Origin of the sequence: Massilia pinisoli (assembly GCF_024753285.1) — a bacterium.
GTDB classification, from domain to species: domain Bacteria; phylum Pseudomonadota; class Gammaproteobacteria; order Burkholderiales; family Burkholderiaceae_D; genus Telluria; species Telluria pinisoli.
Genome location: NZ_JANUGW010000017.1, coordinates 1 through 24,970, shown reverse-complemented (window position 1 = coordinate 24,970; position 24,970 = coordinate 1). Strand labels below are relative to the sequence as shown.

The following is a 24,970-nucleotide window of genomic DNA, read 5'->3' as shown; positions in this document are numbered from 1 at the left end:
CGCACGGCCGCGCCCGCCCCATGAGCGAACCGGACGCCGTCGCCGCCCACGCCGGCCTGGCGTCCAGCGAGGCCGCGCGCCGGCTCGCGGCGGACGGCCCGAACACGCTGCCGGATGCCCGGCCGCACGGCTGGCGCACGATCCTCGCTGGCGTCGCGCGCGAGCCGATGTTCGTGCTGCTGCTGGGCGCCGCGCTGCTGTACCTGGCGCTGGGCGAGGCGCGCGAAAGCATCTTCCTGGCGGCGATGGTCGTGCTCACGCTGGGCCTGACGCTGTACCAGGAAGGCCGCACGGAGCGCGCGCTGCAGGCGCTGCGCGACCTCGGCGCGCCCGCCGCCACCGTCATCCGCGATGGCGCGCGCATGCGCGTGCCCGCCACCGACCTCGTCGCCGGCGAGCTGCTCGTGCTGGCCGAAGGCGACCGCGTGCCCGCCGACGCGTTCCTCGTCGAGGCCGGCGCCATGCTCGTCGACGAATCGCTGCTCACCGGGGAGTCCGTCCCGGTCGGGAAGCGCTACGGCGAGGATGCCGGCGACCGCCCCGCGCCGGGCGGCAACGACGTGTCCTGGGTGTTCGCCGGTACGCTCGTCGTCCAGGGCGACGGCATGGCCCGCATCCACGCCACCGGCGCGCGGACGGAGCTGGGCCGGATCGGCACCGCGCTCGCGCGCATCCGCCCGCCCGAAGGCGCGTTGCAGCGCCAGACCCGCGTGCTCGCGCGCCGGATGGCCGTCCTCGGCTTTGCCGTGAGCGGTGCACTCGTCGCGCTGCTGGTCCTGCGCGGCGGCGGCTGGCTGCAGGCGTTGCTGGCCGGGCTCGCGCTGTCGATGTCGGTGCTGCCGGAAGAATTCCCCGTCATCCTCACCGTGTTCCCCGCCATCGGCGCGTGGCGCCTCGCGCGCAGCCGCGTGCTGACGCGGCGCCTGGCCGCGATCGAGATCCTCGGCTCGACGTCCGTGCTGTGCGTCGACAAGACGGGCACCCTGACGGAAAACCGGATGGCGCTGCAGGCGTTGTGGCGCGACGGCGTCCGCCACGACCTGGCCCGGCAGCCCCTGCTCCCCGATGACTTGCGCGAGCTGCTCGACGTCGCTGTCCTGGCGAGCAAGCCGCATTCGCCCGATCCGATGGAGCAGGCGCAGCGCCACGCCGCGTCTGCCCAACCGGCGCGTCCCGTGCGCGCGGGCGCTCCGCTGCACGAGTACGGATTGATCCCGGGCCGGCCCGCCCTGATCCGCATCTGGAGCCGCGCCGACGGCCCGATGGCGGCGGCAAAAGGCGCGCCCGAAACCATCATCGGCCTGTGCCGCGATGCGGCGGACGGGCGCGCACTGCGGGCCGCCGCGGCGATGGCGCAGGAAGGCTTGCGCGTGCTCGGCGTGGCCGTCGCGGACCACGTTGCGCCGCCGTGGCCGGACGATCCGGCGCAGCTGTCGTTCCGCCTGCTGGGCCTCGTCGGCCTGGCCGACCCTCTGCGCGCGGACATTCCCGACGCCGTCGCCGCCTGCCGCGCCGCCGGCGTGCGTGTGCTGATGATCACGGGCGACCATCCGGAGACGGCGCGCGCCATCGCCCGCCAGGCCGGCCTCGCCGACGGTGCCGTGCTGACCGGCGTCGACATCGCCGGCCTGGATCCGGCCGCGCTGACGGACCGCCTCGCGCGCACGAGCGTATGCGCGCGTACGGTGCCCACGCAGAAGCTCGACATCGTGCGCGCCCTGCAGTGCAGCGGGCAGGTCGTCGCGATGACGGGCGACGGGGTCAACGACGCGCCCGCGCTGCGCGCTGCGGACGTCGGGGTCGCGATGGGCGCGCGCGGCACGGATGTCGCGCGCGAGGCGGCCGAGCTGACCTTGCTGGACGACCGGTTCGGCGCGCTCGTGCCCGCGCTGGCCGCAGGACGGCGCATCTTCAGCAATATGCGCAAGGCGATGGCCTACGTGACGTCGATCCACGTGCCGATCGCCGTGCTCGCGCTGTTGCCGCCGCTGCTGGGCTGGCCCATCCTGCTGGATCCGGTGCATATCGTCTTCCTGCAACTACTGATCGACCCTGCCTGCTCGATCGCATTCGAGAGCGAACAGGCCGACCCGGACCTGATGCGCAAGCCGCCGCGCCCCCGCGACGCCCCGCTGTTCGGCCGGCGCGCCATCGCGGCGGCGCTGCTGCGCGGGCTGTGGGCCGCGCTGCTGCTGGCCGGATGCTACGGCTGGGCGCTGGCCTCGCTGCCGGAAGACGAGGCACGCGCGACCGCATTTTGCGCCCTCATCCTGTGCAACCTCGGCCTGCTGCTGGCCAGCCGCGAACGGGGCGGGCCGCTCGCCGCGCTGCGCGTGCCCAATCCGCTGCTCGCGGCGGTCGGCATCGGCGGCGTGCTGCTGCTGGCGCTGTCGTTGACCGTACCGGGCCTGGCTGCGCTGCTGCGCATGGCGGCGCCGCCGCCCGCGTGGCTGGCCGTGGCAGGGCTGACCGCGGTCGTGATGCTGGCCGGTGTGCAGGCGGTGCAGCGCCGCGTCTCATGAGCCCTTCGCGCCGAGCCGCCGCATGTCCGTGCACCAGCGCTCCACCTGCGCCGGCGTCAGCGTCGCCGCGCCGCCCACGAGTGTCGTGCGCACGGGTGCGATGCCGGAGAAGCCGAGGATGTTGCGGCGCATGAGGCGCACGCTGTGTGCGCCGTAGAACCAGCGGTAGAACGGCGCCGGCATCCCCATCGTGACGACGAGGCGCGCGCTCCGGCCGCGCAGCAGGCCCGCACGCAACGGGTCGCGGGCGGCCGGATCGATCGCGAAACCGGGACGGGCCACCTGCTCGAGAAAGCCCTTGAGCATCGCGGGCATGTCGCCCAGCCACAGCGGGTAGAAGAACACGAGGTGCTGCGCCTGCCGGATCCGGTCCTGGGCCGCAGCCACCTCGGGGCTGGCGGGCGCGTGTTGCCACTCGTCGGGGCTGGTCAACAGGGGCAGGTGCAGGCGCGCCGGCTCGAGCGTCGCGACCGTGTGCCCGGCCGCGCGCGCCCCGTCCGCGTAAGCTTGGGCCAGCGCGTGGCACAGGTGCGGGCGCCCGCAGTCGGGGTGGCCCTGGATGACGAGGATGGGGACGTGCATGATGTGGCTCCCGGTGCGGTTCGCGATACCTCATGCTAGTCGTCGCGCAGGCCTGCCTGAGCCGACAATCCAGGAAAATTTTGACCGAGATCAGAATTGCCGATAATCGTCGTGCTAACGGTCGCTGGCTCCGCCATGCGAAGCCGCGCCATGTCGGCTTGCTTTTGGCGTTTTTGATCGCCATCAAGGATTTATGCGCCGCGTACGCCGACACTGGTTTGCAACGACCACGTCCCCGAGGCCACCATGACGTCATCCGCAAGCCAACGCCACGTCCAGCCGGCCGCGGCGATGCCGGGCCGCATACGCCGGACACTCGCCAGCCGGATCAGGCACCTCGCGGACAGCGCGGACGCCGATTTCGCCCGCGCGTTCCCCGCGCTCGTGACCGCCGTCGACGCCGCCTTCCGGCGCGAAGAATCCGTCCTCGCGCGCTTCGGCTACCGGCGCCTGCCGGAATGCCGCGCCGAGAACGCCGTCATCCTGTGGGCGTTGCGTCAGGTCGCGCCGATGGTCGAGCAAGGCTGCGTCGAGGCGGGCCGGCAAGCGGTGGCGGCACTGGACGGCATCCTCCTGATGCAGCGCCTGGGGAATGCGCTGGCCGCCGTGCGCGTGCGCTGGCGGCAGATACGGTCCGGCCGGCGCCGTCCCCTGCCGCGGCAAGGTGTTTCCAACGGCGCGTGATGCATCAAGGCGGGCTTACCGTCGCGCGGCCTGCGCACGCAGGGCCTCGACGAACTGCGCCAGATCGCCCTCGGCAACGTCCGATACCGCCGCATAATTCATCGTGCCGTCGCTCCACCGCACCAGGTGATAGCCCTGCGCTTGCGTCGCCGCGGCTGCCGCCACCCTGTCGGCGCCGGGCCAGACGTACAAATTGATCGGGTGGCGATTGCGGCGGTAGACGAGGACCGCGACATTGCGCCCGTCGAGGTAATCGAGCCTGCCGCCGATCAGCGGAAAGCCCTGCTGCGCCAGATCGATCACGGGCGGCGCGTAATCCAGCTTGCCGAGGAACCACGGTTTCACGGTGTGCTGGTCGGTCGACGCGACGTCCGCCAGATGGTCCACCTGCAGCGAGCGCACGTGGCTCGCCACCAGCTCCCCGGTCAGGGCCGGGCCGGCCGACGGAGCGCGATACAGGCTGACACCCCAGCCCAGCGCCAGCGACGCGGCCAGCGCCGTCATCGCGCGCGGCCACCAGACTTGCCACGCGGCCCGGCGGGCATGGGGCGGCGCGTTCTTCGGCAAGGATGCCAGGATGCGCGTGCGCAGCGCGGCGGGCGTATCGACGTACGCGTCCCCCGCGCGCACCCGGGCGCCGACGGCGCGCTGCGCGGCGATCTCGCGGCGGCACGCGTCGCACGTGCGCAGGTGGCGCTCCACCGCGAGCGCGTCGACGATGCCGAGCTCCCGGTCGACATAAGCGGGCAACAGTTGCTGAATCTCGTCGTGGTCCATCATTCCCCCTCCGCACCCAGGCGCTGCGCCAGCAGCTTGCGGCCGCGTCCCAGTCGCGACATCACGGTGCCGATCGGAATATCGACGATCGCCGCGATCTCCTTGTACGACAATTCCTCCAGCTCGCGCAGCACGACGACCTCGCGGAATTCCAGCGGCAGCGCCGCGAGCGCCTCGTGCACGATGCGGTCGCAATCCTTGTGCATCAACAGCGCTTCCGGACTCTCGTGCACGCGGTCCGGCTGCGCGTCGCCGACGCCGTCGACGCTGTGCAGCGCCTCGTCGAACGCCGTCTTCGGCCGCGCGGCGTCCGCGCGGCAGCCCGTGTAAAACGTGTTGCGGACGATGCACAGCAGCCATACCCGCCCGTCGCCGCCGCGAAAGCCTGCAAAAAACCGGAAGGCCCGCAGCATGGCCTCCTGCACGAGGTCCTGCGCATCCGGACGGTTGCGCGTCAACCAGCATGCAAGGTTGAACGCCGAGTTCAGGTGGGGCAGAATCACGTCTCGAAATTGCTCTTCTGGTGTTGGTACGGCCATACCCATCCTTCCGGTTTCCATTCCGTAGAGACTGCGGCAGCTCCGATTTTATTCCCGACCGGGGAAGTTTAGTCGCAACCAGGGAATAAACGGCGGGTCGCCGCGGTATACACGCCAACGATCGCGTGATCGTGACATAGGGAGGCGGGATCATGAACCAGACTATCGACAGACGCACTTTCCTCGGCCTTGCCGGACTGGCGGGCGTGGCCTACGCATCGGGCCTCGCGGGCTGCGCGAGCGTACCGGGAACGAACCCGGACTTTTATTTCGTCCAACTGTCCGACGCCCACTGGGGCTTCGAGGGGCCGCCCAACCCGGACGCGCGGGGCACCCTGCCCAAAGCGGTAGCGGCCGTGAATGCGCTCGAGCCACCGCCCGATTTCATCGTTTTCACGGGCGACCTCACGCACACGACGGACGACCCGGCCGAGCGCCGCCGGCGGATGGGCGAATTCAAGACCATCGTGGACGGCCTGCGCGTGCGGGACGTCCACTTCATGCCGGGAGAACACGATGCCTCGCTCGACCACGGCGCGGCGTTCCAGGAATTCTTCGGCAGCACGCACTACACCTTCGACCACAAGGGCGTGCATTTCATCGTGCTGGACAACGTCTCCGATCCCGCCGGGAAGATCGGCGACGCACAGCTGGCCTGGCTCGCCGCGGACCTCGGCAAGACGGACCCTGCGCGTCCGATCGTCGTGTTCACCCACCGTCCGCTGTTCGACCTGTATCCGCAATGGGATTGGGCGACCCGCGATGGCGCGGCGGCAGTCGACCTCTTGATGGCGCATCCGCACGTGACGGTCTTCTACGGCCACATTCACCAGGAAAACCACCACATGACGGGCCATATCGCGCACCACGCGGCGCGCTCGCTGATCTTTCCCCTGCCCGCACCGGGATCGCAGCCGAAGCGCACGCCCGTCCCGTGGGACGACGCGCATCCGTACCGGGGCCTCGGCTACCGCGAGGTCGAGGCGCGGCATCGCGGCGAAGACTATGCGCTGCAGGAACTGCCCGTCACGCGAGGTGCATCATGATGCCCGACGTACGCAGGCGCCTGCTCCTCCTCGCCGCGGCGGCCGGCGCCTGCGGCATGCTGGCGCCGGCGCTGGCGACGCCGCCCCGCGTCATCCAGGTACGCGCCCGGCGCTTCGTGTTTGAACCCGCCACCATCCGCGTCGCGCGCGGCGAAGCCGTCGTCTTCGAATTCACGTCGCTGGACGTCCCCATGGGTTTCAACCTGCCGGACTTCGGCGTACGCAGCGACATCCTGCCCGGCGCGACGTCGCGGCTGCCGCTCACGCCCGACAAGAGCGGCCAGTTCACGTTCAGTTGCGACATCTTCTGCGGGTCGGGACATGAAACGATGAGCGGTGTGCTGGTCGTGGGCTGAACCTGGACGCGGCCGGGCGCGGGCGCGAATCGGATGGATTCATGGCGATCCTTGCGATGGCTTTCGCGCCGAATTTCACGATGCTCGCGTTCTCGGCCTTCGTCGACGCGCTGCGCCTCGCGCTTTCGAATAAAGTGCCGTGTTTCCTGGACAGTCAAACCACAGCCGCGCTGAACGACTCGGGCCGTCCCGCAAGCAGCTGAGACAGCCGTTGAAGCCCTGCCCGCAAGCGTTCACGGTCCTTGATGCTGCCCAAGGAGATCCGGATCGCATTCACGGAGCCGTCACCGGTCGCGAAGACCTCCGCCGGCGTGACCGCGATGCCCTCGCCATCGGCCGCGCGCGCAAGTTGCGAAGACGTCCAATACGCCGGCAACTCGAGCCATACATGCAGGCCGTCGCCTGCGCCGCTGTACCGCCCCGCCATGATATCGCGAGCCATCCGGTGGCGCAGGCATGCCTCCTTGCGTACGCCCTCCAGCAGTCGGTCGGCGGAACCGTCGAGGATCCACTGCGTGGCCAGCGCCGCCGTCAGCGGAGCGACCATCAGTGCGAATGACCTGAGCGCGACCAGGAAACGTTCGCGTTCATGCGGGTCGCGCACGAGCACGAACGCGACACGCAGGCCTGGTGTCAGGCATTTCGACAAGGTCGAGATGTAGATCACCCGTTCCGGGGCAAACGTGGCGATGGGCGGCGGCGGCGCATCCGCGAGGAGCCAGTAGGGATCGTCCTCGACGATGCGCACATCGCAACGCTGCGCGATGCCGGCGAGCTCCCTGCGCCGTCGTTCCGGCATGGTGGCGGCCGTCGGGTTCTGCAACGTCGGATTGAGATAGACCAGCCCCGGCTTGTGCCGCCGGCACGCTTCCTCGAGCATGTCCGGCACCATCCCGTGCTTGTCCGCTTCCACCGCAATGAGGTGCCGGCCGAACTGGGTCGCGGCGGCACGCAGGCCGGGATACGTCGTCGGCTCCGCCAGGATGACATCGCCCGGCTGCGTCAGCGCGAGAATCGATGCGGCGATCGCCGCTTGCGCACCCGGACAGACAACGACATGTCGCGGGTCCAGTTGCCCATACATCGGCGCGAGCCATTGGGCGCCGGCCTTGCGGTCGGCGTCGCTGCCCCCGCCCAGGTGATAAGTCATCAGCAAGTCATTGTCTGCCCTCATCAGGACTTGCGACAAACCTTGTCGTAACATGTCGTCGAAATCCACGCCGTCCGGCGGTGGCGGCGTGTTCATGCTCAGGTCGAGGACCGACGTGAACTCGACTTTCGGCGCCGCGACATATGTCCCGCGGGCGCCGCGGCCTTCCAGCAGGTTGCGGCGCCTGGCTTCGTCGTAGGCGCGCGTGATGGTCGTCAGGTCGACGTCCAGCTGCGCCGCCAATTGGCGCTGCGGCGGCAGACGATCCCCCGGCTTCAACGATCCTTCCACCACCGCCGCCTGCAACGCATCCGCAATCTGCAGGAAGCGTGGTCCGCCGTGCGCGGCCAGTCGGGGCAACCACAGCGGCGAACGTTCATCTTGTATGGTTTTCAACTGGGACATTTTGTCTCGATGTATGGAGATTGCTTCTGGGTAGAATGCCTCAGAACGTGCAGCAACACCATCCTCGCATGGCAGCCGGCTGGTGGGCCCCACGATCGTCAATGTCGAGTCATCACCTGGAAATACACACAAACATGGACTGGTTTCCCATCGTCTTCGGTACGTTCAAGGGTCTCGTGTTAATCACGGGTATGTTCTTCGCCGTCAAATGGCATTACGACCAAGGGAAGAAGGGTAAGGTACGAGAGATGCGCGCCGTGCTGCGCGCGGCCGGTATGGTGACCGCAGTGTTCATGCTTGCGCTCGTCGGCCTGGTGTTCGTCACGTTCGCGCTGGGCAGAACGCTCGGCATGGACTTGTCGTTCTCGTGATTCGCCGGGCATCCGGCCCGCAGCGGGGCCGAATGCCTCCTCGGCATCGCGTGCGCGGCAGGGCGGGTTACCCCGCCGTCCCCGCCGCTTCCACGCCGATGTCGATGTCCTCAAGGCGCGTGCCTTTCGTCTCGACGAAGTAGCGCGACACGACGAACAGCTGCGCGAGCATCGCCAGCGCGAACAGGACGAACGGCAGTCCCGTCGAATGCGCCGCCATCGTCGGGAACACGCCGGCGACGATGGCATCCATCAGCCAATGCGTCGACGCGCCCAGGCTCTGGCCGCGCGCCCTCACCTCGGTCGGAAAGATCTCGGCGATGTACACCCAGATCACGGCGCCCTGCGAGAACGCGAACGCCGCGATGAACAGGATCAGGGCCCACAGAAGCATGTCCTTGTGCGTGCCGCTCCACTGGATCCAGGCCGTCGCCGCCAACGCGACCACCATCCCGACCGATCCCACCATCAGCAGCGTCTTGCGTCCCACGCGGTCGATGACGGTCAGTGCCAGCAGCGTGAACGCGAGGTTGGTGGCGCCGATCATCACCGATTGCAGGTCCGCCGACATCTTGCCGAAACCGGCGGCGGCGAAGATGTCGTTCGCGTAGTAGAGGATCGCGTTGATGCCCGACAGCTGGTTGAACGCCGCAATCGCGAACGCAAGCAGCATCGGCTTGCGGTAGCGGCGCCATGACAGCGTCGAACCGGCGGCAATGTGGCCGCGCGCATAGCTGGCCAGTTCGCCGGCGACGTCGGCGGCGCCGATCTCGCGCAGCACCTGCTCCGCCTCGCCCGCCCTGCCCTTGGCCGCCAGCCAGCGCGGGCTGTTGGGAATGACGAACAACAGGCCGAACAACAGCAGCGAAGGCAGCCCCGCCACGCCGAACTTCCAGCGCCACTCGTCGGGGCCCAGTGCCGCCAGGCCGACGAGGTAATTGCTCAGGTACGCGACGAGGATGCCCAGCACGATGTTGAACTGGAACGCGCCGACCAGCATGCCGCGCCGGTGGGCGGGCGCGATCTCCGCCAGGTAGATCGGCGCCAGCACCGACGACGCACCGATGGCGATCCCGCCCAGCACCCTGGCGGCGATCAGCACCGCGAGGCTGGGCGCGAACAGGCAGCCCAGCGCCGACACCACGTACAGCGCGGCGATGGCGCGCAGGCAGTTGCGCGCGCCGAAGCGGTCTCCCGGCCGCCCCGCGAACAGGGCGCCCAGCAAGGTGCCCCACAGCGCGCTCGACACCGTCATGCCCAGGCCTCCGGGATCGAGCTGGAATGCCTGCGTGAGGCCTTGCGTCGTGCCGGCGATGACCGCCGTGTCGAACCCGAACAACAACCCCGCCAGGCCACCGACCAGCGTTCCTTTGACAAGCGTATTCATTGCACATCCTTCCAGATCGAATTCAAGGACCAGACGTCGAGGTCACGCACGGCGGCGTCGCCGTCCACGCCGAACAGGCTGACCGCGGCCGGCCCCGCTGGGGGAAACACCTGATCGGTCAGCACCGTTTCGCCCTCGCCGGCGAACACCGTCACCGAGCCGCGGTCGACGAGGACACGCAGCGGCAGCTCCCCATCGCGCAGGACGGCGGGCGCCGCATGCCGCGCCGCGAACTGCGGATGAAAACGTGCTTCGCCCGCATGCGTGCGGTCCACGTACACGGCGCGCTGCGCGGCGTCGTAGCCGATTTCGGTGTATGCGGACGTTCCGGCCGTCCCCAGGCGGATGCCGGAGCGGGCCGCGGTGCCCGGCTGCAGGCGCATCCGCACTTCCAGCGGCGCGTTCGCGGCGCCGTTCAGCGAAACGGGCTGAACGCCCGGCGCGATGGCGCGCGCCGGTACGCTGTACAGCAGGCCGCTGCGCAGTGCCTGCACTTGCGCGAGCGGCTGCTGCACGAGCTTGACCTGGCCGTCCAAGGTGCGCAGGCCGAGTTCGCGCGGCAGCGACTGGGCGCTGCGCCAGGGGGCCGTCGGTACCGTGCCCGCGTAATCCCAGTTGTTCATCCAGCCCACGAGCAGGCGGCGATTGCCCGGCGCATCGTTGTACGTCACGCCGGCGTAGAAGTCGGCGCCGTAGTCGAGCCAGCGGGCGTCGTCGGACGCGACGTTCCGGTCGCGGGTGAAGGTCTTGCCGTCGAAGTCGCCGACGAAGTACTGCATGCCCGATCCGCCCGCCGGTCCGCCGGGATTGATGCTGACGATGAGGACCCACCGGCGGCGCGCAGGGTCGCCGTCGACCGGGAGCTCGACGAGGTCGGGACACTCCCACACGCCGCCGGCCGCCCCGGCCGGGCCGAATTCGCCCGTCCACTCCCAGTGGATCAGGTCGCGCGAGCTGTAGAACAAGGCCTTGTGCCGCTGCGCCGCCACGGTCGCCAATACCCACTTGTGTTCCGGCTCGTACCAGAACACCTTCGGGTCGCGGAAGTCGCGGTACTCGGCCGCGTAGGGTCCCGGCGGTTCCGGAATCACCGGATTGCCGGCGTACTGCGTCCACGTGCGGCCGCGATCGAGGCTGTACGCGAGCGACTGCGCCTGCGTCCCCGCGCGAATGGGCTTGCCGTTCAGCGTGCGCGCCTGCGGGAACACGGCCGTGTACATGGCGACCATGGCCGGATTGCCCGGTTTGCCGAAGCCGCTCGTATTCGCATGGTCGACCACGGCACTGCCGGAAAAGAACATCTGGGTGATCTCGCCCCCGGCGTCCTTTTCGACGGGCAGCGCGAGGGGCAGCTCGGTCCAGTGCAGCAGATCGGCACTGACCGCGTGGCCCCAGGACATGTCGCCCCACGTGTCCTTGTTCGGATTGTATTGGTAGAACAGGTGGTATTCGCCGTCGTGGTACACGAGGCCGTTCGGGTCGTTCATCCAGTTGCGCTGCGGAGAAAACGACAGCTGCGGACGAAAGGGTTCGTCGCGGACCGGCGCGGGGTCGTGCGGCCCGCTGGCACAACCGGCGCACAGCAGCGCCGCGCCGATGGTCAAAAGAGAGAGTCGGAATGTCAAAGCCACAGGGATTTCCTTGTTGTTGTCGAACACGGGCAGGCGCAAGCCGGCCGAGCCGGCTGGCTGCCCATGGTTCAGGAGTCGGCGACTCAGAAACGATACGTAACGCTGGCGCGGATCGTGCGGCCGAACAGCGGTCGTGCGATGCCGCGGTTGCGCGTGCCGTCCGGCGACAGCAGGTCGGAGAACAGCGGATCGCCTTCCGTGAACGACAGCTGGTTCGTCAGGTTGGCCACGTGCAGCTGCGCCATCCAGCGCGACGAGATCTGGTACTGAGCACCCGCGTTGATGATGTGGTACGCGGGCAGCAAGGTCACATTGGTGTCGGTGGCCTCCGAGAAGCGGTCGCCCACGTACTGGTACTGCCCGTACACGGTCAGCGGAATGCCGGTCGCCGCCAGCAGGTCGTACGACGGCTGGAAGTTGGCCATCACCTTCGCCAGGCGCCGCGGACGGCGGCCGTCTTCGCTGATCTGCACGTAGTGGTAGCCCGTGATCACGCCCTGCGGATCCTTGTCCTCCTGCGTGATCTGGTAGCGCGCACCCTCGACCTTCGGATCCTGCGCCACGACGTTGCCCTTCAACTCCAGCCCTTCGATCATGCGCGGACGGAAGGACAGTTCGATCTCGGTGCCGACGTTGCGCACGCCGCGCTTGTACAACTGGACCACGTCCGGGCACGAATTGATCTGCGTGACGCCGCCGAGTGCCAGGCAAGAGGACGACTGGAAGTCCTTGTAGATGTTCACGGCGCTGCGCGGCGAGAACTTGTTATAGAACAGTGCGACGGATGCGCCGAATTCCCGCGTCAGGTAGCGCAGGCCCGTCTCGTACTGGCGGATGTGCTCGACGGCGCTGAGCTCGACGGGCTTGCCGTTCGCGACCACGGCACCCGCGGTGCTCAGGTCGTTCAGGTCGCCGAGGCTCGGCAGGCGGAACGAATACGACGCCAGCGCGTACACGGCGAGCGGCCGGCTGATGCTGTAGTTACCGCCGAGCGACCAGCCGATCCCGTGGTACGTCTTGTTCAGCAGATTCGGCTGTCCGGGGAACTGGATCTCGTTGTCCGCCACCGTGTCCTGCGTCGAACCGACCACCACGTTCGACGGGGTCAGGTCGACCGACGTGTTGCGGTCGCGACGATCGACGTTCGCCCGCACGTCCTGCCAGCGCACGCCGGCATCAATTTTGAGCTTGCCCTGCAGCGTCTCCCAGTGGTCCAGCAGATAGGCTGCGTGGCCGTCCGCCTTGATGTGGCTGACGAACCCGAACCAGCCGGGCAGGATCGCACCGCCCGTCGTCAGCGAAGGACCCACCTGGTTACCGGCGGCGTCAACCGCCGTCAGGTCGACCAGGCGTGCGTTGGGAGCACTTTCGGAAACGAGCAGACCGGCCTGGAAGTTCGGATCGTACGTGTAATGGCTGCGGTACACGCCGAACGTGAGATCGTGCGTGCCGACCAGGTTGAACGTCTTCTGTCCCTTCAGGTCGAGCACTGTGCTGGCCGCGTCGGTATCGGCGACGAACGGCGTCAGGAAGTTCAGAAGCGCGCCCGGCGCCACGCGCGAACCGTCGTTCACGTAGGTGCCGACCACACCGACGGCCTTCGCGTATTTCGCCACGAAGTCTTCGCGGCTGATGTTGGCGAATTGCGCGCAGGCGTTGGTCGACGGCACGTTGAAATAGCCGATCAGCTTGGCGTTGTTCAAGTTGCAGCTCAAGGCCGCGCCGTGCGCCGGCGAGATCACGTCATTCTGCAGGCGCGCGGTCAGGAACGAAGTCGCCGTTGCCGTATCGTTGCCGGTGAAGACGGAATTGAAACCGCTGCTGCCGCCCGTGTGGCGCAGGCCGGCAGAGACCTTCAGGCCCGAATCGAAGTCATGGCCCAGCTTCAAGGTGAACATCTTGAAGTCCGGATGGATGCCATCGGCCTGGTCGATCGTGCGGGTACCGTATTCGCCGATCATGTTGAAGCGGCGGTTGTAGGGCGAGGCCGTCGTTCCGTGCGCGAAGTCGATGCCCAGCGGCTGGATGGTGTCCTGGCTAAGCACCGTCGGATTGGCCGGCGTGCCGGACTGGGTAAAACGCGGCACCGAGATCGGCAGGTTCTGATAGAACGCCGTGCGGTCGTTGATCACGAGAGCATCCACGCGCGCCGTCGTCTTGCGGTCGTCGCTCGTGTAGACGAGGTTGCCGCGGATCTGGCCACCGCGATCCGCCGTGTAGCCCGTGTCGCGGATACCGTGGCTCCTGCGGTAGTAGCCGCCGACGGCGCCCGCAAGGTTTTTGGTCAGCGGACCCGAGACGAACGCGTCCTGGCGGATGAAACCGTAATCCGCGTATTCCAGCTTGTAGCCGCCTTCGAGACGGTCGCCGCCCGTGCGCGTGATGTGGTTGATGGTCGCACCGAGGCCGTTCGAGTACAGGATGCCGCCAGGGCCGCCCTTCACGGCCTCCACGCTGTCCGTCATCAGGTCGTCGCGGACGAACACGTCGTTGTTCAAGAACGGCGCTTCCGGCTCTTCGTACGCGGGCAGGCCGTCGATCAGCTGCGGCGCGAAGCGGAAGCCGCCGACCACGGGCAGCCCACGCACCGTGATGTTGTTGCTGGCCTCGCCGGCCGTGCTGCCCTCCGCATAGATGCCCGGCAGGTTGCCCAGCAGGTCGGCGGTACTCATCGGCGCCAGGCGCTGGATATCGTCGGCGCTCAGCGTGTTGATCGAGAACGTCGCGTTCTTCTTCGTCGTCGTCCGGGTCACGCCCGTCACGATGACGACGTTGTTCGGCTCGTCGGCCTTGGGCGCGGTCTGCGTGGCGGCCGGCGGCTGGTCCGGCGCGGCGCCGGCCTGCTGCTGGGCGAACGCGAGGGCGGGTGCCAGCGCGATGACGAGGGCGGCCGAGCGGCCGATATAGGGGGTGAGCGAGTAGCGCATTTGTAATCTCCTGTTTGATATTGACTTCTTTGACTTCGTTTTTCCAGCTGCCGGTCTCGTGAACCGGATGTCCATCGTTGTCATTTCTTGTGAAAAAATAGATGGATCAAGGTTGCGGCATGTCCAGCGCCTCGGCGTCGGCCAGCTCGCTCGTGTACGGCAAGTCCGCGCCACGGCGCGAACACGTGATGGCGGCGGCGCGCGCGGCGAACCGCAACGCCTCCACCAGTTCGTCCTGCGCGAGGCCTTCCACGGCGCGCCGTGTGAGCTTGCCGGCGCGCTGCAGCCAGGCCAGCAGGCCGGCCTGGAACGTGTCGCCCGCACCCACCGTGTCCACGACGGCGACGGGGACGGCGGGCACTTCCACCGCCAGCTGCGACCGCGTGACCGCGACGACGCCCCGCTCGCCCCAGGTCACGACGACGAGCGCCACGCCCGCCTCCAGCGACTCGGCGATGAACGTGTCGACGCGCATGCCCGGATACAGCGCGTGGATGTCTTCCTCGCTGACCTTCAGCACGTCGGCTCGACGTTGCATCCAGCGCACGGACTCGCGCCACGCGTCGACGTCGGGCGCGATCGTCAGGCGCACGTTCGGGTCATAGACGATCAGGCTGCGGCCACGCTGCCGTTCGACCAGCGCACGCAGGCTGGACGCGACCGGCTCGACGACCATGCAGTACGAGCCCACGTGGATGGCCTGCGCGTCCGCGGGCACGCGCGCGAGGTCCGCCAGGTTCACCGCGCGCTCCGCCGTGCCGCTGCCATAGAACGTGTAGACGGGCACGCCGCGGTCGTCGACGCCGACCAGCACGAGCGCGGTCGGTGCGTCGGGGCGCGGCGCCGCGGCCAGGTCAACGCCCTCGGCCGCGAGGGCCGCGTGCAGCCGGCGCCCGAACATGTCGCGCGACAGGCCGCCGAAGAACGACGCCTTCCCGCCCAGCCGTGCCAGCCCGGTCGCCAGGTTGAACGGCGAACCGCCCTGGCACGCGGACAGGTCGACGGATGCCGCCCGCTCGCCCGCCGCGAACACATCGAACAACGCTTCACCACACACGACGATCATGCTTCCTCCATCACACTGTTGATTGATTTGTTTTCCATCCGCGCACCGTCGGTTCCGAACACGTGAATCGCATCGGCCACCGGGGCGACGGCCCAGGCGCTGCCCGGTGCCGGCGGCGCGTCCTTGGTCGAGACGACGAGCGCCCGCGCCAATCCGGGCACGTCGAGGTGCACATGCGATTCCGCGCCGAGCCGCTCGACGAGGGCGACGATGCCGCGAATCGGGCCGCCGCCATCCGGCGCAAGGTGCTCGGGACGCAGGCCGACGGTCACTTTGCCGGCCGCACCCACGCCATCCCACGCCAGCGCCACGTCGCCCAGCGCCAGCCGGCCCTGCGCATCGAGCGTGCCCTCGACGAGGTTCATCTTCGGCATGCCGATGAAACCGGCCACGAACACGTTGGAGGGCCGCTCGTACAACGTCATCGGCGTACCGATCTGCTGCACGCCCGTCGGTCCCAGCACGACGATTCGGTCGGCCAGGGTCATCGCCTCGACCTGGTCGTGGGTCACGTACACCATCGTCGCGGCCAGTTGCTTGTGCAGGCGCGCGATCTCGACGCGCATGTCGGCCCGCAGCGCGGCGTCCAGGTTCGACAGGGGTTCGTCGAACAGGAAGGCGCGCGGCTTGCGCACGATGGCGCGGCCGATCGCCACGCGCTGGCGCTGCCCGCCCGACAACTGCGGCGGCTTGCGGTCGAGCAGGTGGTCGAGCTGGAGCATCCGCGCAACCGTGCGCACGGATGCGTCGATGTCCTTCTTCGGCACGCGCGCCAGGCGCAAGCCGAAGGCGATGTTCTCGAACACGCTCATGTGCGCATACAGCGCGTAGCTCTGGAACACCATCGCCAGCCCCCGTTGCGCGGGCGGCGTCTCGTTGACTCGCGCGCCGTCGATGCGGATCTCGCCGGCGCTGATCTCTTCCAGTCCCGCGATCATGCGCAGCACCGTCGATTTGCCGCAGCCCGACGGCCCGACCAGTACGACGAACTCGCCGTCCGCGATCGAGAACGAGATGTTCTCCAGGATCCGGTTAGCGCTCTTGCCCGCGTAGGTCTTGCCCACACCGGCCAACGTGATCGATGCCATCGCTCGTCCTCCCGTCACCGCTGCGCCGGCACGACCGGCTTGCCGTCCAGCGCGCCCATGCGCCATACGCGCAGCCGCACGACGCGGTCGCCGGATGCCGCGATCAACCCCAGGCCCGTCGCATCCGGCCGCGACGGATACATGCGGCTCGTGATGCTCTTGCGTTCGTTGAGATAGGCCTCGACCATCGAGCGGTCCAGGAAGACGCGCAGGCGCAGGTGCTCGCCGCGCAGGTCGAACGGGCCGCCCTGCACGCCGTGCGAACGCGCACCGGCGTCGAGCGTCGTGTGCGTACGGTCGACCTCGAAGCGCTGGCGCGCGGCGTCGACGACGAGGTCCGTGTGCTCGGCGTCGTCCGGCGTCTTGCGCACGACCAGTCCGCGCCGCGCCCCATCGCCGGGCGCCGGTGCGAGTTCCAGCTCCACTTCCAGCAGGTCGCCTTCGATCCGGGCCAGCCGGGCCGCGGCGGCGGCGGGCGTCGCGTCGGCCATGTCCAGCAACAGGTCCTGGCGCAGGGTCTTGACCTCGTCGATGGGGGCCAGCCGCAAGTCGTCGTCCGGGCCGATCGCGAGCGTCACCGGCAGGCCGGCATTGTGGGCCCAGCCGCTGGCCCATTCATCCTGCGCGCTGCGTTCGCCCTGCGTGATCGAGAAGACGATGGTGCGCCCGGTGCGCGGATCGACGAAGCCGCTGGGGCCGGAAAAATGGTGATCGCCCAGGTCGAACACGCGCGGGGCGTCGCTGTCCGGGATGAAGCGTGCCGTGGCCTTGTCGAACACGCCGATCCAGTAATACACCTGCGCCTTCACGTCCGTGAGGAACACATGGCGCGGACGACCGTCGGTGCCCTTCCCGATCGGCAGCAGCACGGGCAGTTCGAACGTGCTCTCGAAGCCGGGATGGCGCGTCGCGTCGAGCGTGAACAGCGGGCCGCGGTAACGCCAGTGGACGAGATCGGACGACTCGTGGACGAACGCCACGCCGCTGCCGCCCGGCACCCGCGACCCGACGAGCTCGAACCAGCGGTCGCCGGCGTCGTCGCGGAATACGAACGGGTCACGGAAGTCGCGCGCGTGGCCGGGGCCGGGCGGCGGCTCGGTCACCGGCAGCGGATACTTCGTCCAGCGCCGCAAGTCGGGGTCGGCGGGATCGAACGGGCGCGCGAGTCCGACGCGTTCGGGGACGGGCGCCTTGTCGTTCCCGGCCGTGAAGAACAGCACCGGCGTACCGTCCTTCGCATGCGTGGCACTGCCGGACCAGATGCCGTCCGGTGCCAGCGTGTCGTCTTCCGGCGCCAGCGCGATGGGCAGCTCGCGCCAGTGCACCATGTCCGGGCTGACCCAATGTCCCCAATGGATCTGGTGCCAGATGGGGCCGAACGGGTTCTTCTGGAAGAACAGGTGGTAGCGGCCGTCCTGGTAGAACGGCGCATGCGGTTCGTTCATCCAGCCGGAATCCGGCAGCGCGTGGTATTGCGGACGATGACGGTCGCCGGCAAACGTGGACCGAGAGATCGTCACGTCGGCCTGCGTCAGCATCGGCGCCTTGCCGCGATGGGCCGCCAGGTCGGCGCGCACGTGGCGCGCAATGTCCTCGCCCGTCGCGGCGCCGGCTTCGATGCGGACCTCGTCCATCAGGCCGAGGAAGGTATTCAGCTGGAACACGCCGGCCTCGATGCGCGGCTGCGAATGGCGGCCGATCGTCAGCGTCCGCGGCGGCAACGAGAACACGCCCGCCGCCGGACCGGTGCCGCTCGCCACCTGTTCGCCGTCTAGGTACAACCGGACCTCGCGCCCGCGCGGCTCGTACGTCGCCGCCACGTGCGACCACGCGTCCTTCGGCAGCTTGCGGTCGCTGACGCGCAGGTCGAACACGGAGTCGCGGAACCCCAGCTTGATACCCCAGGTGCCGAAGCGGTACATGCCGAATGCGAAGCCGGTATTCGTCGCCTCGTCGAACTGGCTCAGGAAGGCGGAGTATTGGCCACCGTCGCCCCATTCGAACGCGTGCGGCGCCACCCATGCACTCATCGTCCAGCCGGCGCCGGCCTGCGCGCCGGTCAGGCCAGGGGCCGTGATGTCGGTCGAATACCCGTCGAACAGCAGGCAGCCGCCGCGGATGCAGGCGCCGGCCGGGCGCCAGAGCGGGTCGGAATCCGGTTTGAAACGCGCGTGGTTGAAGACGAAGTGGACGGGATCATGGCGGCCCGAGACCGCCTCCTTCGCCTGGCTGCCGCGCTGCTCGTCGAGCGTCCAGGCGGCGATGTCGGTGCCGGCCGCGGCGTGGCCCGCCACGAGCAGCGCCAGCATCCACGCCGGGGTCACACTGCGCCGGCAGCGCCGGCTTGTCTGGTTGAAGCGAATCACGGTGTCTCCTTGTCGTTGTCGTCGGTCCGGTCGTCGCGCCGGCTTGCGGATGTCCATCGTTGTCATCCAGGGGTCGAAAATTCGTCGAGACGGTATCGACCCTGTTCGAACCGCAGCGGGATCGGGTCGCTGATCTGGCCGACGAAGCGGCCGTCCGGTCCCGTGTCGAGGAAGGCCATCAGGCAGTCCCGTCCCGTCAGCGGGTCGCGCAGGATCTTGCCCGCGTAGCGCTTGCACGGCACCGCGCCATCGAGGAATCCTGCGGCGGGCCGCCAGGGCCCCAGCGGGCGGTCGGCCACGAGGTAGTGCGTGCCGGAGACGCCGCCGTCCTGGCCGGCGCGCTGCGCCTCGGACCAGTGCTCGCGCACATTGCAGAACGTGCAGAACCACTGGCCGTCGCGCTCGAACACCTGCGGCACTTCGAGCTGGCCGTAATGGCCGCCGTCGTACACGGGCGCAGTCGCCTCCCAGTGCACGAGGTCGGACGAGACGGCGTGGCCGATCACGCCCCGCTCGTACCTGGGGCCGTCGTTGCGGCGGGCCGTGAAGAACATGTGATACACGCCGTCGATCCTGTCGGGCAGGACCCACGGATCGCGCAGAGCACGATCGTGCCAGCGCCCTGCGGCGTGCTCCTCGTAGAACCGTTCGTCGAGGTCCAGCGCGAGGCCGTCGCCGACACGGGTCCATGCACCGTGAATGCTGTCCGACGTGGCGTGGCCGATGCGCTGGCGCAGGCCGTTCTCGGCGCGGCAGGTGCCTGTGTAGAACAAGTGGTAGCGGCCTTCGGCACGGATCACGGAACCGGTCCATGTCGTGAAATCGTCCCACGCGCCCGGCGCACCCGGACCGAACACGGTACCCCGGTAGTCCCACTGTCTCAGGTCACGCGACACGGCGTGGCCAATGGAGACGTTCCAGTGGCGCAGGTCCGGATCGCCGATGGCGCGGTCGGCCTGCAGCATGAACAGGTGCTGCTCATCGCCTTCCGCGAAGTGCCAGAAGTCCCAGATGTATTTGTCGTCGAGTTTGAGTGTCATGATGATGAGTCGATTCAGCCCTTGATGCCGGCACCCGCCACCGAGGCGACGAACTGGCGTTGGAACGCGAGGAAGACGGCCAGCACGGGCAGCGTGACCACGGACGCGTAAGCCATGATCTGGCCCCAGGAATTGGAACGTCCGAAGAACTGCTGGATGCCCGGCTGCACGGGGCGCGCCGCTGCGCCCTGCACGACCATGATCGGCCACAGGTACTGGTTCCATGCGGCGATGAACAGCACGATCGCGGCCGTCGCGATCACCGGGCGGCTGTTGGGCAGGATGATCCGGAAGAACAGGGTCCACGGTCCGGCGCCATCCATCTTCGCTGCCTCGTCCAGTTCGCGCGGGATGTCACGGAAAAACTGGTAGAACAGGAAGACGCAGAAGGCATTGGCAAGGAACGGGATGATCTGCACCTGCAGGCTGTTGAACCAGCCGATATGCCACGTCAGCGCGCCCTGCTCGAGGCCCGGCCACGGCAGCCGCGCCACGAGCGACAGCAGCGGAATCGCGATGACTTCGAACGGGATGATCATCAGCGCGACGATCACGGCCAGCACCGCCCTGCGGCCGCGCCAGCGCATGCGGCTCAAGGAAAACGCGAGCATGCTGTTGACCAGCACGCCGCCCACGACGACGCACGCCGCGATGATGGTCGAGTTGAGCAGGAACAGCGGCAAATTGCTGCGCTCGAAGATGGCCGTGTAATTGGCCATCGACCAGCCGGCGTCGGGAATGAACGCGGACCAGCTCGTGAGGTTGGCGAAGATGGCATCGTCGCGCTTGAACGACGAGGCGAACATGAACAGCAGCGGCGCCGCGAACACGATGCCGAGCAGGCACATGACGGCGAACAGCAGCAGTGTGCGGATCGATGGCTTCATTCGTTCCCGCCTTTCGCGACGAGGACATGCTGCAGCACGGAGACCAGCAGCACGATGCCGAAGAAGACCATGGCGATCGTCGACCCATAGCCGATGTCCTGCTGGCGGAAACCCGTGCGCACCGCGTGGTAGACGACGGTCGTCGTCGAGTCGAGCGGCCCGCCCTGCGTCATCACGTCGACCTGGGTGAACAGGCCGAACGCCAGCAGCAAGGTGGACACGATCACGAACACGATCGTGTTGCGCAGCCCCGGCAAGGTCACGTGCACGAAGCGTTGCCACGCGTTCGCGCCCATCAGGGTCGCCGCCTCGTACAGCTCCGGCGAGATCGACTGCAGGCCGGCGAGGAACACGAGCATCTGGAATCCCGCGCCCTGCCAGGCCGACATGATGGCGATGGCGGGCAGCGCATGACGGCTGTCGCCCAGCCAGTCCGGCCCGACGTTCGGATCGCCCGTGACGGCGCGCAGCAGCTCGTTGATCATGCCGCGGTCCGTATTCAGCATGAACGACCACACGATGGACGCCACGACCATCGACGTGACGACGGGCGCGAAATACACGGTGCGGAAAAAGATGCGTCCCGCGATGCGCTGGTTGACCAGCAGCGCGAGGCCGAGCGCGCCGCCGCACTGCAGCGGCAATACCAGCAGCGCGAACAGGAAGGTATTGATGAGGGAACGGTAGAACAACGGATCCGTCGCCGCCAGCACGACCCTGAGCTCTCCGAGCTGGAACTGCCACGCCGGCCGATAATCGGCGAGGCCCGGGCGCGCGCGGCGCGTCTGGCGCCACGTGGGAAAGCGCACGCCCTCCTCGTCGCGCAGCGTCGCGCCGGCCGGATCGCGCAGGGGCTCGACGTCGACGACTTTCAACGCCAGCAGGCGCGCATAGTTCTCGAGCCCGACGTACCGCGTCGGCTCCGGCGACACGAGCCGGTGATTGGTGAACGTGACGGCGGCCGCGAGTAGCAGCGGCAGCAGGATGAAGACGCCGAATAGCAGCAACGCCGGACCGGCGAAGCTGGCGATCGCCAACGGATGGTCGCGGCCGAGTATCGTCTTCATTTGCTGGCCACCGCTTTGTGCCGGCTGAAGCCATAGCCGTCGTTGCGGGCGATATCGTGTTCGATCGTCTCGACCGCCTCGTCCATCGCCTCGGCCGCATCCTTGCCGGCCCGCAGATCCCCCATGGCTTTTTCGAATGCCGCCGAGATGGCCGGATAGGCCGGTGTCGCGGGCCGCGGCGTCGCGTAGCGTGCCGCGAAGTCGAAATAGACACGCCAGTCGCCACCCGGCCGGTAGTGCTTCGTGAGCGCAGCGGCGCTCGCCGTGACCGGCACCAGGCCGGTCAGGCGCGAGAACTCGGCCATCTCTTTGGCCGACAACACGTGCGCGAGAAACGCGGCGGCGCCCGCGGGATAAGGGCAACTGCTCGAGATGGCCCATTGCCAGGATGCCGCACCGACCCTGGGCCCATGACCGAAATCGGGCGGCGGCATGACGACGAGATCGTCGCCGAAACGCTCGCTGTATTCGCGCGCCATCCACGACCCCGTGTACTGGATCAGCGAGCGCCCCTGCTCGAAGCTCTTCTCGTCGGCGGGGTTCCGTTCAGCGAGCCGGTCCTTGAACAGGCGGCCGTAGTAGCGGGCGACACCGACGGCCGCATCGCTGTTGAGCACACCGTCGACGCGCAGGTAGTTGCCGCGGTCGATGAGGTCCGCCCCGGCACTCTCGAGCCATGGCGAAAACGCATAACTGAACCACTCGCCGGTCGCCTTGCCGTTCAAGTCGAGCGGATAGCGGTAGTGGCCGGAACGCTTGACCTTCGCCAGGATGTCGTAGAGTTCGCGCGCCGAGTAAGGCTGGTCGATGGTCGCGACGCGCACGCCTTCGGCCTTCAGTGCCGAACGGCGCGCGAACAGCGCCAGCACGACGTCGAACTGGCCCACGCTGTACAGGCGTCCCTGGTACGTGCCGCGCCCGCCGGGCAGCAAAGGGTCGACGACCGACGCCGGCAACAGGCGATCCAGAGGCCGGATATTGCCGGCCCAGGCGAAGTTCGGCACGGCCGGCTGGTCGATCGTCATCACGCACGGCAGGTGGCCTACGAGGGACGCCGCCGTGATCGATTCCGTGTACGTTCCTTGCGGGATCGTCTCGACGACGACCTTCCATCGATCCTGGGCGCGGTTGAACCGGTCGACCATGTTCCGGCTCGCGACCATTTCGGCGTCGCCGGTATCGTGGCGCCACATCGTGATCTCGACGGGCGCCGCCAGCGCCCGCGACGCCAGCATGGCGAGGACCGGAAGCAGCGCCCGTTTCATCACTTGCCCGCCTTCCGCGGCGCCGTCACGGTGCCGCGCAGCACGGCGCGGCACGGCACGCGCAGGACGGTCGCATCCTGGTCCGCACCGAGCGCCCTGCGCGCGGCGATCGCGCCGATCTCGCGGTACGGCAAGGTGACGGTCGTCAGGCCGGGATCCGATGCTTCCGACAGCAGGCGGAAATCGTCGAAGCCGACGACGGAGATGTCTTCCGGCACGCGAATGCCGCGCCGCTGCAAGGTGAAGATGACGCGGATCGCCATCTTGTCGTTACCGCACAGGATGGCGGTGGGACGGTCGTCCGTCGCGAACAGACACTCCAGGCGGTCCTTCAAATGCGTGAACTCGTCTTCGTCGGGCGTGGTGCCGTGCAGCAGCCAGGCTTCGTTCGGCTGTACCCCGTATTCCCGCATCGCGCGACGGAAGCCCTGCATGCGCAGCGTCGTCGCCACCATGCCGTCGGTGAGTTGCAGGAACGCGATCTTGCGGTGGCCGGCCTGCAGCACGGCCTCCACCGCGGCGTAGCCACCGCCCTCGTCGTCCGGCACGACTTGCGCGAACCGGGGCGCTTCCTCGAAGCAGTTGGCCAGCACGGCCGGCGTCTGGCCCAGCGTCTCGTTCACGGTCACGACGCGGTGGAACGTGGTCGCGAAGATGATGGCTTCGACACGGCGCGTCCGCATGTCCGCCACGAGGCGGCTCGCGACCTGCGGCTGTCCGCCCGTCTCGCCGATGATGAGCATCTTGCCCTGTTCCTCGCAGACCGACTGGATGCCCTTGATGATCTCGGACGAATCCGGCGTGGTGGTCAGCCTGTCCGCGATGACGGCCACGAGATCGGTCGGCCGGCCGCGCAGCATGCGAGCCGCTGCCGACGGCGCGAAGTCGAGCGCCTGCATGGCTTGCTCGATGCGCTTGCGCGTCTTTTCCGACACGCTGCTCGCGTCGTTCAGCACGCGCGACACGGTCTTGATCGATACGCCGGCTTTTTCGGCGACATCGTGAATGGTCGACACCTCGTCTCCTTGGCCTGGGCCTTCCGGTCGGTTCAATCCGGTCCGGCGTGAGGTGCCGTCGCAGATTGTCCAACGTTGTCATTGATCGAGATGCTATCGGCTTTTTGCGCGGAGGTCAACAACCAGGACCGTCGCATCGGCTGATCTGTGAAGCGGCACGAGTTTGGCAGCCGCCCGCCAGCCGCAACACCTGTCAGGGGTGCATGGCATGAGCACTTTACGTTGAAAGTGAACGGTGAGCGGAAATCCATTTCCGCTGAGCCCCGATCACCGTTGCCGGGATTAACGAGCTCACCGCAATTTCGGAGGCATTTGACTGGAGGGGACACAGGACTTCATGCAACTACTCTAAAAAGAGGATGTAGGAAAGATGTTAGTTCGGTAAACTTCATCCGGCCACTCTCTAAAGGAGAACGTCATGCTTATTGCTGAGCATAACAAAACAGTGCGTTCACGATTTAGCATACAAAATTTACTATCGCGCCAAGCTCCACAAGTCGAAATAAAACAGATCGAGATGGCCTTTTTAGCGTCGACGAAAAATCTTGCTGCCGGGCTCCTCGCAGTTTTAGTCATTTTCTCCGGAATTCTGAACATTCCGTCACCGAAGGAAAATAAAGAAATTCTTCCCTACGCAATAAGTTGGGCGTTCACCTTGACATTTTTTTTGATGCGCGGAATTTATCTTACAAAAGCCTTTATGCATAGAACGTTATCCGATGAAGAAAAACTTCATTTTGGACGCCGTTTGGCAGCCAACGGGGCAATTGCCGGATTTTTATGGGGTGGTTCGTCCTT

The 24,970-nt window shown here is 67.8% G+C and carries 21 protein-coding genes; 6 read left to right on the top strand and 15 right to left on the bottom strand.

Annotated elements, in window-relative coordinates; genetic code table 11:
- The first annotated feature begins 20 nt into the window (after nt 1-20).
- Nucleotides 21-2,522 (top strand): cation-translocating P-type ATPase, encoded by a 2,502-nt coding sequence (locus NX784_RS20375; protein WP_258818523.1) that lies wholly within the window; start codon nt 21-23, stop codon nt 2,520-2,522.
- Here NX784_RS20375 and NX784_RS20370 read toward each other — a convergent pair.
- The gene (locus NX784_RS20370; RefSeq protein ID WP_258818522.1) at nt 2,517-3,104 is read right to left on the bottom strand and encodes an NAD(P)H-dependent oxidoreductase; all 588 of its coding nucleotides are present in this window, start codon (nt 3,102-3,104) and stop codon (nt 2,517-2,519) included. The genes NX784_RS20375 and NX784_RS20370 overlap by 6 nt on opposite strands.
- A gap of 246 nt (nt 3,105-3,350) precedes the next feature.
- On the opposite strand from NX784_RS20370, the gene NX784_RS20365 reads away from it, so the two are divergent.
- Nucleotides 3,351-3,788 (top strand): hypothetical protein, encoded by a 438-nt coding sequence (locus NX784_RS20365; protein WP_258818521.1) that lies wholly within the window; start codon nt 3,351-3,353, stop codon nt 3,786-3,788.
- A gap of 15 nt (nt 3,789-3,803) precedes the next feature.
- On the opposite strand, the gene NX784_RS20360 is transcribed toward NX784_RS20365, so the two are convergent.
- Nucleotides 3,804-4,568 carry an anti-sigma factor family protein gene (locus NX784_RS20360; RefSeq protein ID WP_258818520.1) on the bottom strand — a complete coding sequence of 255 codons (765 nt, stop codon included), beginning with the start codon at nt 4,566-4,568 and terminating at the stop codon, nt 3,804-3,806.
- Nucleotides 4,565-5,068, bottom strand: a complete 504-nt coding sequence (locus NX784_RS20355; protein ID WP_258818519.1) for a sigma-70 family RNA polymerase sigma factor — start codon at nt 5,066-5,068, stop codon at nt 4,565-4,567. Before NX784_RS20355 ends, NX784_RS20360 begins: the two co-directional genes overlap by 4 nt.
- A 188-nt stretch (nt 5,069-5,256) precedes the next feature.
- On the opposite strand from NX784_RS20355, the gene NX784_RS20350 reads away from it, so the two are divergent.
- Together NX784_RS20350 and NX784_RS20345 are read left to right on the top strand one after the other, a co-directional pair.
- Complete coding sequence (locus NX784_RS20350; RefSeq protein ID WP_258818518.1) at nt 5,257-6,150, top strand: metallophosphoesterase family protein; 894 nt, start codon at nt 5,257-5,259, stop codon at nt 6,148-6,150.
- The gene (locus tag NX784_RS20345) at nt 6,147-6,506 is read left to right on the top strand and encodes a cupredoxin domain-containing protein (protein WP_370662954.1); all 360 of its coding nucleotides are present in this window, start codon (nt 6,147-6,149) and stop codon (nt 6,504-6,506) included. The genes NX784_RS20350 and NX784_RS20345 overlap by 4 nt, the downstream gene beginning before the upstream one ends.
- A gap of 154 nt (nt 6,507-6,660) precedes the next feature.
- Here the strand turns inward: NX784_RS20345 and NX784_RS20340 are convergent, their stop codons facing one another.
- Nucleotides 6,661-8,061: an aminotransferase-like domain-containing protein gene (locus NX784_RS20340; RefSeq protein ID WP_258818517.1), complete on the bottom strand. Its 1,401-nt coding sequence runs from the start codon at nt 8,059-8,061 to the stop codon at nt 6,661-6,663.
- A gap of 134 nt (nt 8,062-8,195) precedes the next feature.
- Between NX784_RS20340 and NX784_RS20335 the strand changes: the two genes are divergently transcribed.
- Nucleotides 8,196-8,432, top strand: a complete 237-nt coding sequence (locus NX784_RS20335) for a hypothetical protein (protein ID WP_258818516.1) — start codon at nt 8,196-8,198, stop codon at nt 8,430-8,432.
- A gap of 67 nt (nt 8,433-8,499) precedes the next feature.
- On the opposite strand, the gene NX784_RS20330 is transcribed toward NX784_RS20335, so the two are convergent.
- From NX784_RS20330 to NX784_RS20280, 11 genes are all read right to left on the bottom strand, one after another.
- Complete coding sequence (locus NX784_RS20330; RefSeq protein ID WP_258818515.1) at nt 8,500-9,819, bottom strand: sugar porter family MFS transporter; 1,320 nt, start codon at nt 9,817-9,819, stop codon at nt 8,500-8,502.
- Nucleotides 9,816-11,450 carry a glycoside hydrolase family 32 protein gene (locus NX784_RS20325; RefSeq protein ID WP_258818514.1) on the bottom strand — a complete coding sequence of 545 codons (1,635 nt, stop codon included), beginning with the start codon at nt 11,448-11,450 and terminating at the stop codon, nt 9,816-9,818. Before NX784_RS20325 ends, NX784_RS20330 begins: the two co-directional genes overlap by 4 nt.
- A gap of 83 nt (nt 11,451-11,533) precedes the next feature.
- Entirely contained in the window at nt 11,534-14,377 is a 2,844-nt protein-coding gene (locus NX784_RS20320) for a TonB-dependent receptor (RefSeq protein ID WP_258818513.1), read from the bottom strand.
- A gap of 106 nt (nt 14,378-14,483) precedes the next feature.
- On the bottom strand, nt 14,484-15,443 hold the full coding sequence (locus tag NX784_RS20315) for a carbohydrate kinase family protein (protein ID WP_258818512.1): 960 nt from the start codon (nt 15,441-15,443) through the stop codon (nt 14,484-14,486).
- Nucleotides 15,440-16,531: an ABC transporter ATP-binding protein gene (locus NX784_RS20310; protein WP_258818511.1), complete on the bottom strand. Its 1,092-nt coding sequence runs from the start codon at nt 16,529-16,531 to the stop codon at nt 15,440-15,442. The genes NX784_RS20315 and NX784_RS20310 overlap by 4 nt, the downstream gene beginning before the upstream one ends.
- A 14-nt stretch (nt 16,532-16,545) precedes the next feature.
- Entirely contained in the window at nt 16,546-18,897 is a 2,352-nt protein-coding gene (locus NX784_RS20305; protein WP_258818510.1) for a GH32 C-terminal domain-containing protein, read from the bottom strand.
- Nucleotides 18,898-18,959: 62 nt separating this feature from the next.
- Nucleotides 18,960-19,937 carry a glycoside hydrolase family 68 protein gene (locus NX784_RS20300; protein ID WP_258818509.1) on the bottom strand — a complete coding sequence of 326 codons (978 nt, stop codon included), beginning with the start codon at nt 19,935-19,937 and terminating at the stop codon, nt 18,960-18,962.
- 14 nt (nt 19,938-19,951) lie between these two features.
- Entirely contained in the window at nt 19,952-20,824 is an 873-nt protein-coding gene (locus NX784_RS20295; RefSeq protein ID WP_258818508.1) for a carbohydrate ABC transporter permease, read from the bottom strand.
- Nucleotides 20,821-21,891 (bottom strand): carbohydrate ABC transporter permease, encoded by a 1,071-nt coding sequence (locus tag NX784_RS20290; RefSeq protein ID WP_258818507.1) that lies wholly within the window; start codon nt 21,889-21,891, stop codon nt 20,821-20,823. The genes NX784_RS20295 and NX784_RS20290 overlap by 4 nt, the downstream gene beginning before the upstream one ends.
- Nucleotides 21,888-23,156 carry an extracellular solute-binding protein gene (locus NX784_RS20285; RefSeq protein ID WP_258818506.1) on the bottom strand — a complete coding sequence of 423 codons (1,269 nt, stop codon included), beginning with the start codon at nt 23,154-23,156 and terminating at the stop codon, nt 21,888-21,890. The genes NX784_RS20290 and NX784_RS20285 overlap by 4 nt, the downstream gene beginning before the upstream one ends.
- A complete protein-coding gene (locus NX784_RS20280) occupies nt 23,156-24,172 on the bottom strand; it encodes a LacI family DNA-binding transcriptional regulator (protein ID WP_258818505.1) in 1,017 nt (338 codons plus the stop codon). Before NX784_RS20280 ends, NX784_RS20285 begins: the two co-directional genes overlap by 1 nt.
- 418 nt (nt 24,173-24,590) lie before the next feature.
- Between NX784_RS20280 and NX784_RS20275 the strand changes: the two genes are divergently transcribed.
- The coding region (locus NX784_RS20275; RefSeq protein WP_258818504.1) for a hypothetical protein at nt 24,591-24,970 on the top strand (380 nt) is incomplete at its 3' end.

Bases quoted from the DNA above. Each gene is read 5' to 3' on its own strand.
- NX784_RS20375 (WP_258818523.1), top strand. From the start codon at position 21: ATGAGCGAACCGGACGCCGTCGCCGCCCACGCCGGCCTGGCGTCCAGC.
- NX784_RS20370 (WP_258818522.1), bottom strand. From the start codon at position 3,104: ATGCACGTCCCCATCCTCGTCATCCAGGGCCACCCCGACTGCGGGCGC.
- NX784_RS20365 (WP_258818521.1), top strand. From the start codon at position 3,351: ATGACGTCATCCGCAAGCCAACGCCACGTCCAGCCGGCCGCGGCGATG.
- NX784_RS20360 (WP_258818520.1), bottom strand. From the start codon at position 4,568: ATGATGGACCACGACGAGATTCAGCAACTGTTGCCCGCTTATGTCGAC.
- NX784_RS20350 (WP_258818518.1), top strand. From the start codon at position 5,257: ATGAACCAGACTATCGACAGACGCACTTTCCTCGGCCTTGCCGGACTG.
- NX784_RS20345 (WP_370662954.1), top strand. From the start codon at position 6,147: ATGATGCCCGACGTACGCAGGCGCCTGCTCCTCCTCGCCGCGGCGGCC.
- NX784_RS20340 (WP_258818517.1), bottom strand. From the start codon at position 8,061: ATGTCCCAGTTGAAAACCATACAAGATGAACGTTCGCCGCTGTGGTTG.
- NX784_RS20335 (WP_258818516.1), top strand. From the start codon at position 8,196: ATGGACTGGTTTCCCATCGTCTTCGGTACGTTCAAGGGTCTCGTGTTA.
- NX784_RS20330 (WP_258818515.1), bottom strand. From the start codon at position 9,819: ATGAATACGCTTGTCAAAGGAACGCTGGTCGGTGGCCTGGCGGGGTTG.
- NX784_RS20320 (WP_258818513.1), bottom strand. From the start codon at position 14,377: ATGCGCTACTCGCTCACCCCCTATATCGGCCGCTCGGCCGCCCTCGTC.
- NX784_RS20315 (WP_258818512.1), bottom strand. From the start codon at position 15,443: ATGATCGTCGTGTGTGGTGAAGCGTTGTTCGATGTGTTCGCGGCGGGC.
- NX784_RS20310 (WP_258818511.1), bottom strand. From the start codon at position 16,531: ATGGCATCGATCACGTTGGCCGGTGTGGGCAAGACCTACGCGGGCAAG.
- NX784_RS20300 (WP_258818509.1), bottom strand. From the start codon at position 19,937: ATGACACTCAAACTCGACGACAAATACATCTGGGACTTCTGGCACTTC.
- NX784_RS20295 (WP_258818508.1), bottom strand. From the start codon at position 20,824: ATGAAGCCATCGATCCGCACACTGCTGCTGTTCGCCGTCATGTGCCTG.
- NX784_RS20290 (WP_258818507.1), bottom strand. From the start codon at position 21,891: ATGAAGACGATACTCGGCCGCGACCATCCGTTGGCGATCGCCAGCTTC.
- NX784_RS20285 (WP_258818506.1), bottom strand. From the start codon at position 23,156: ATGAAACGGGCGCTGCTTCCGGTCCTCGCCATGCTGGCGTCGCGGGCG.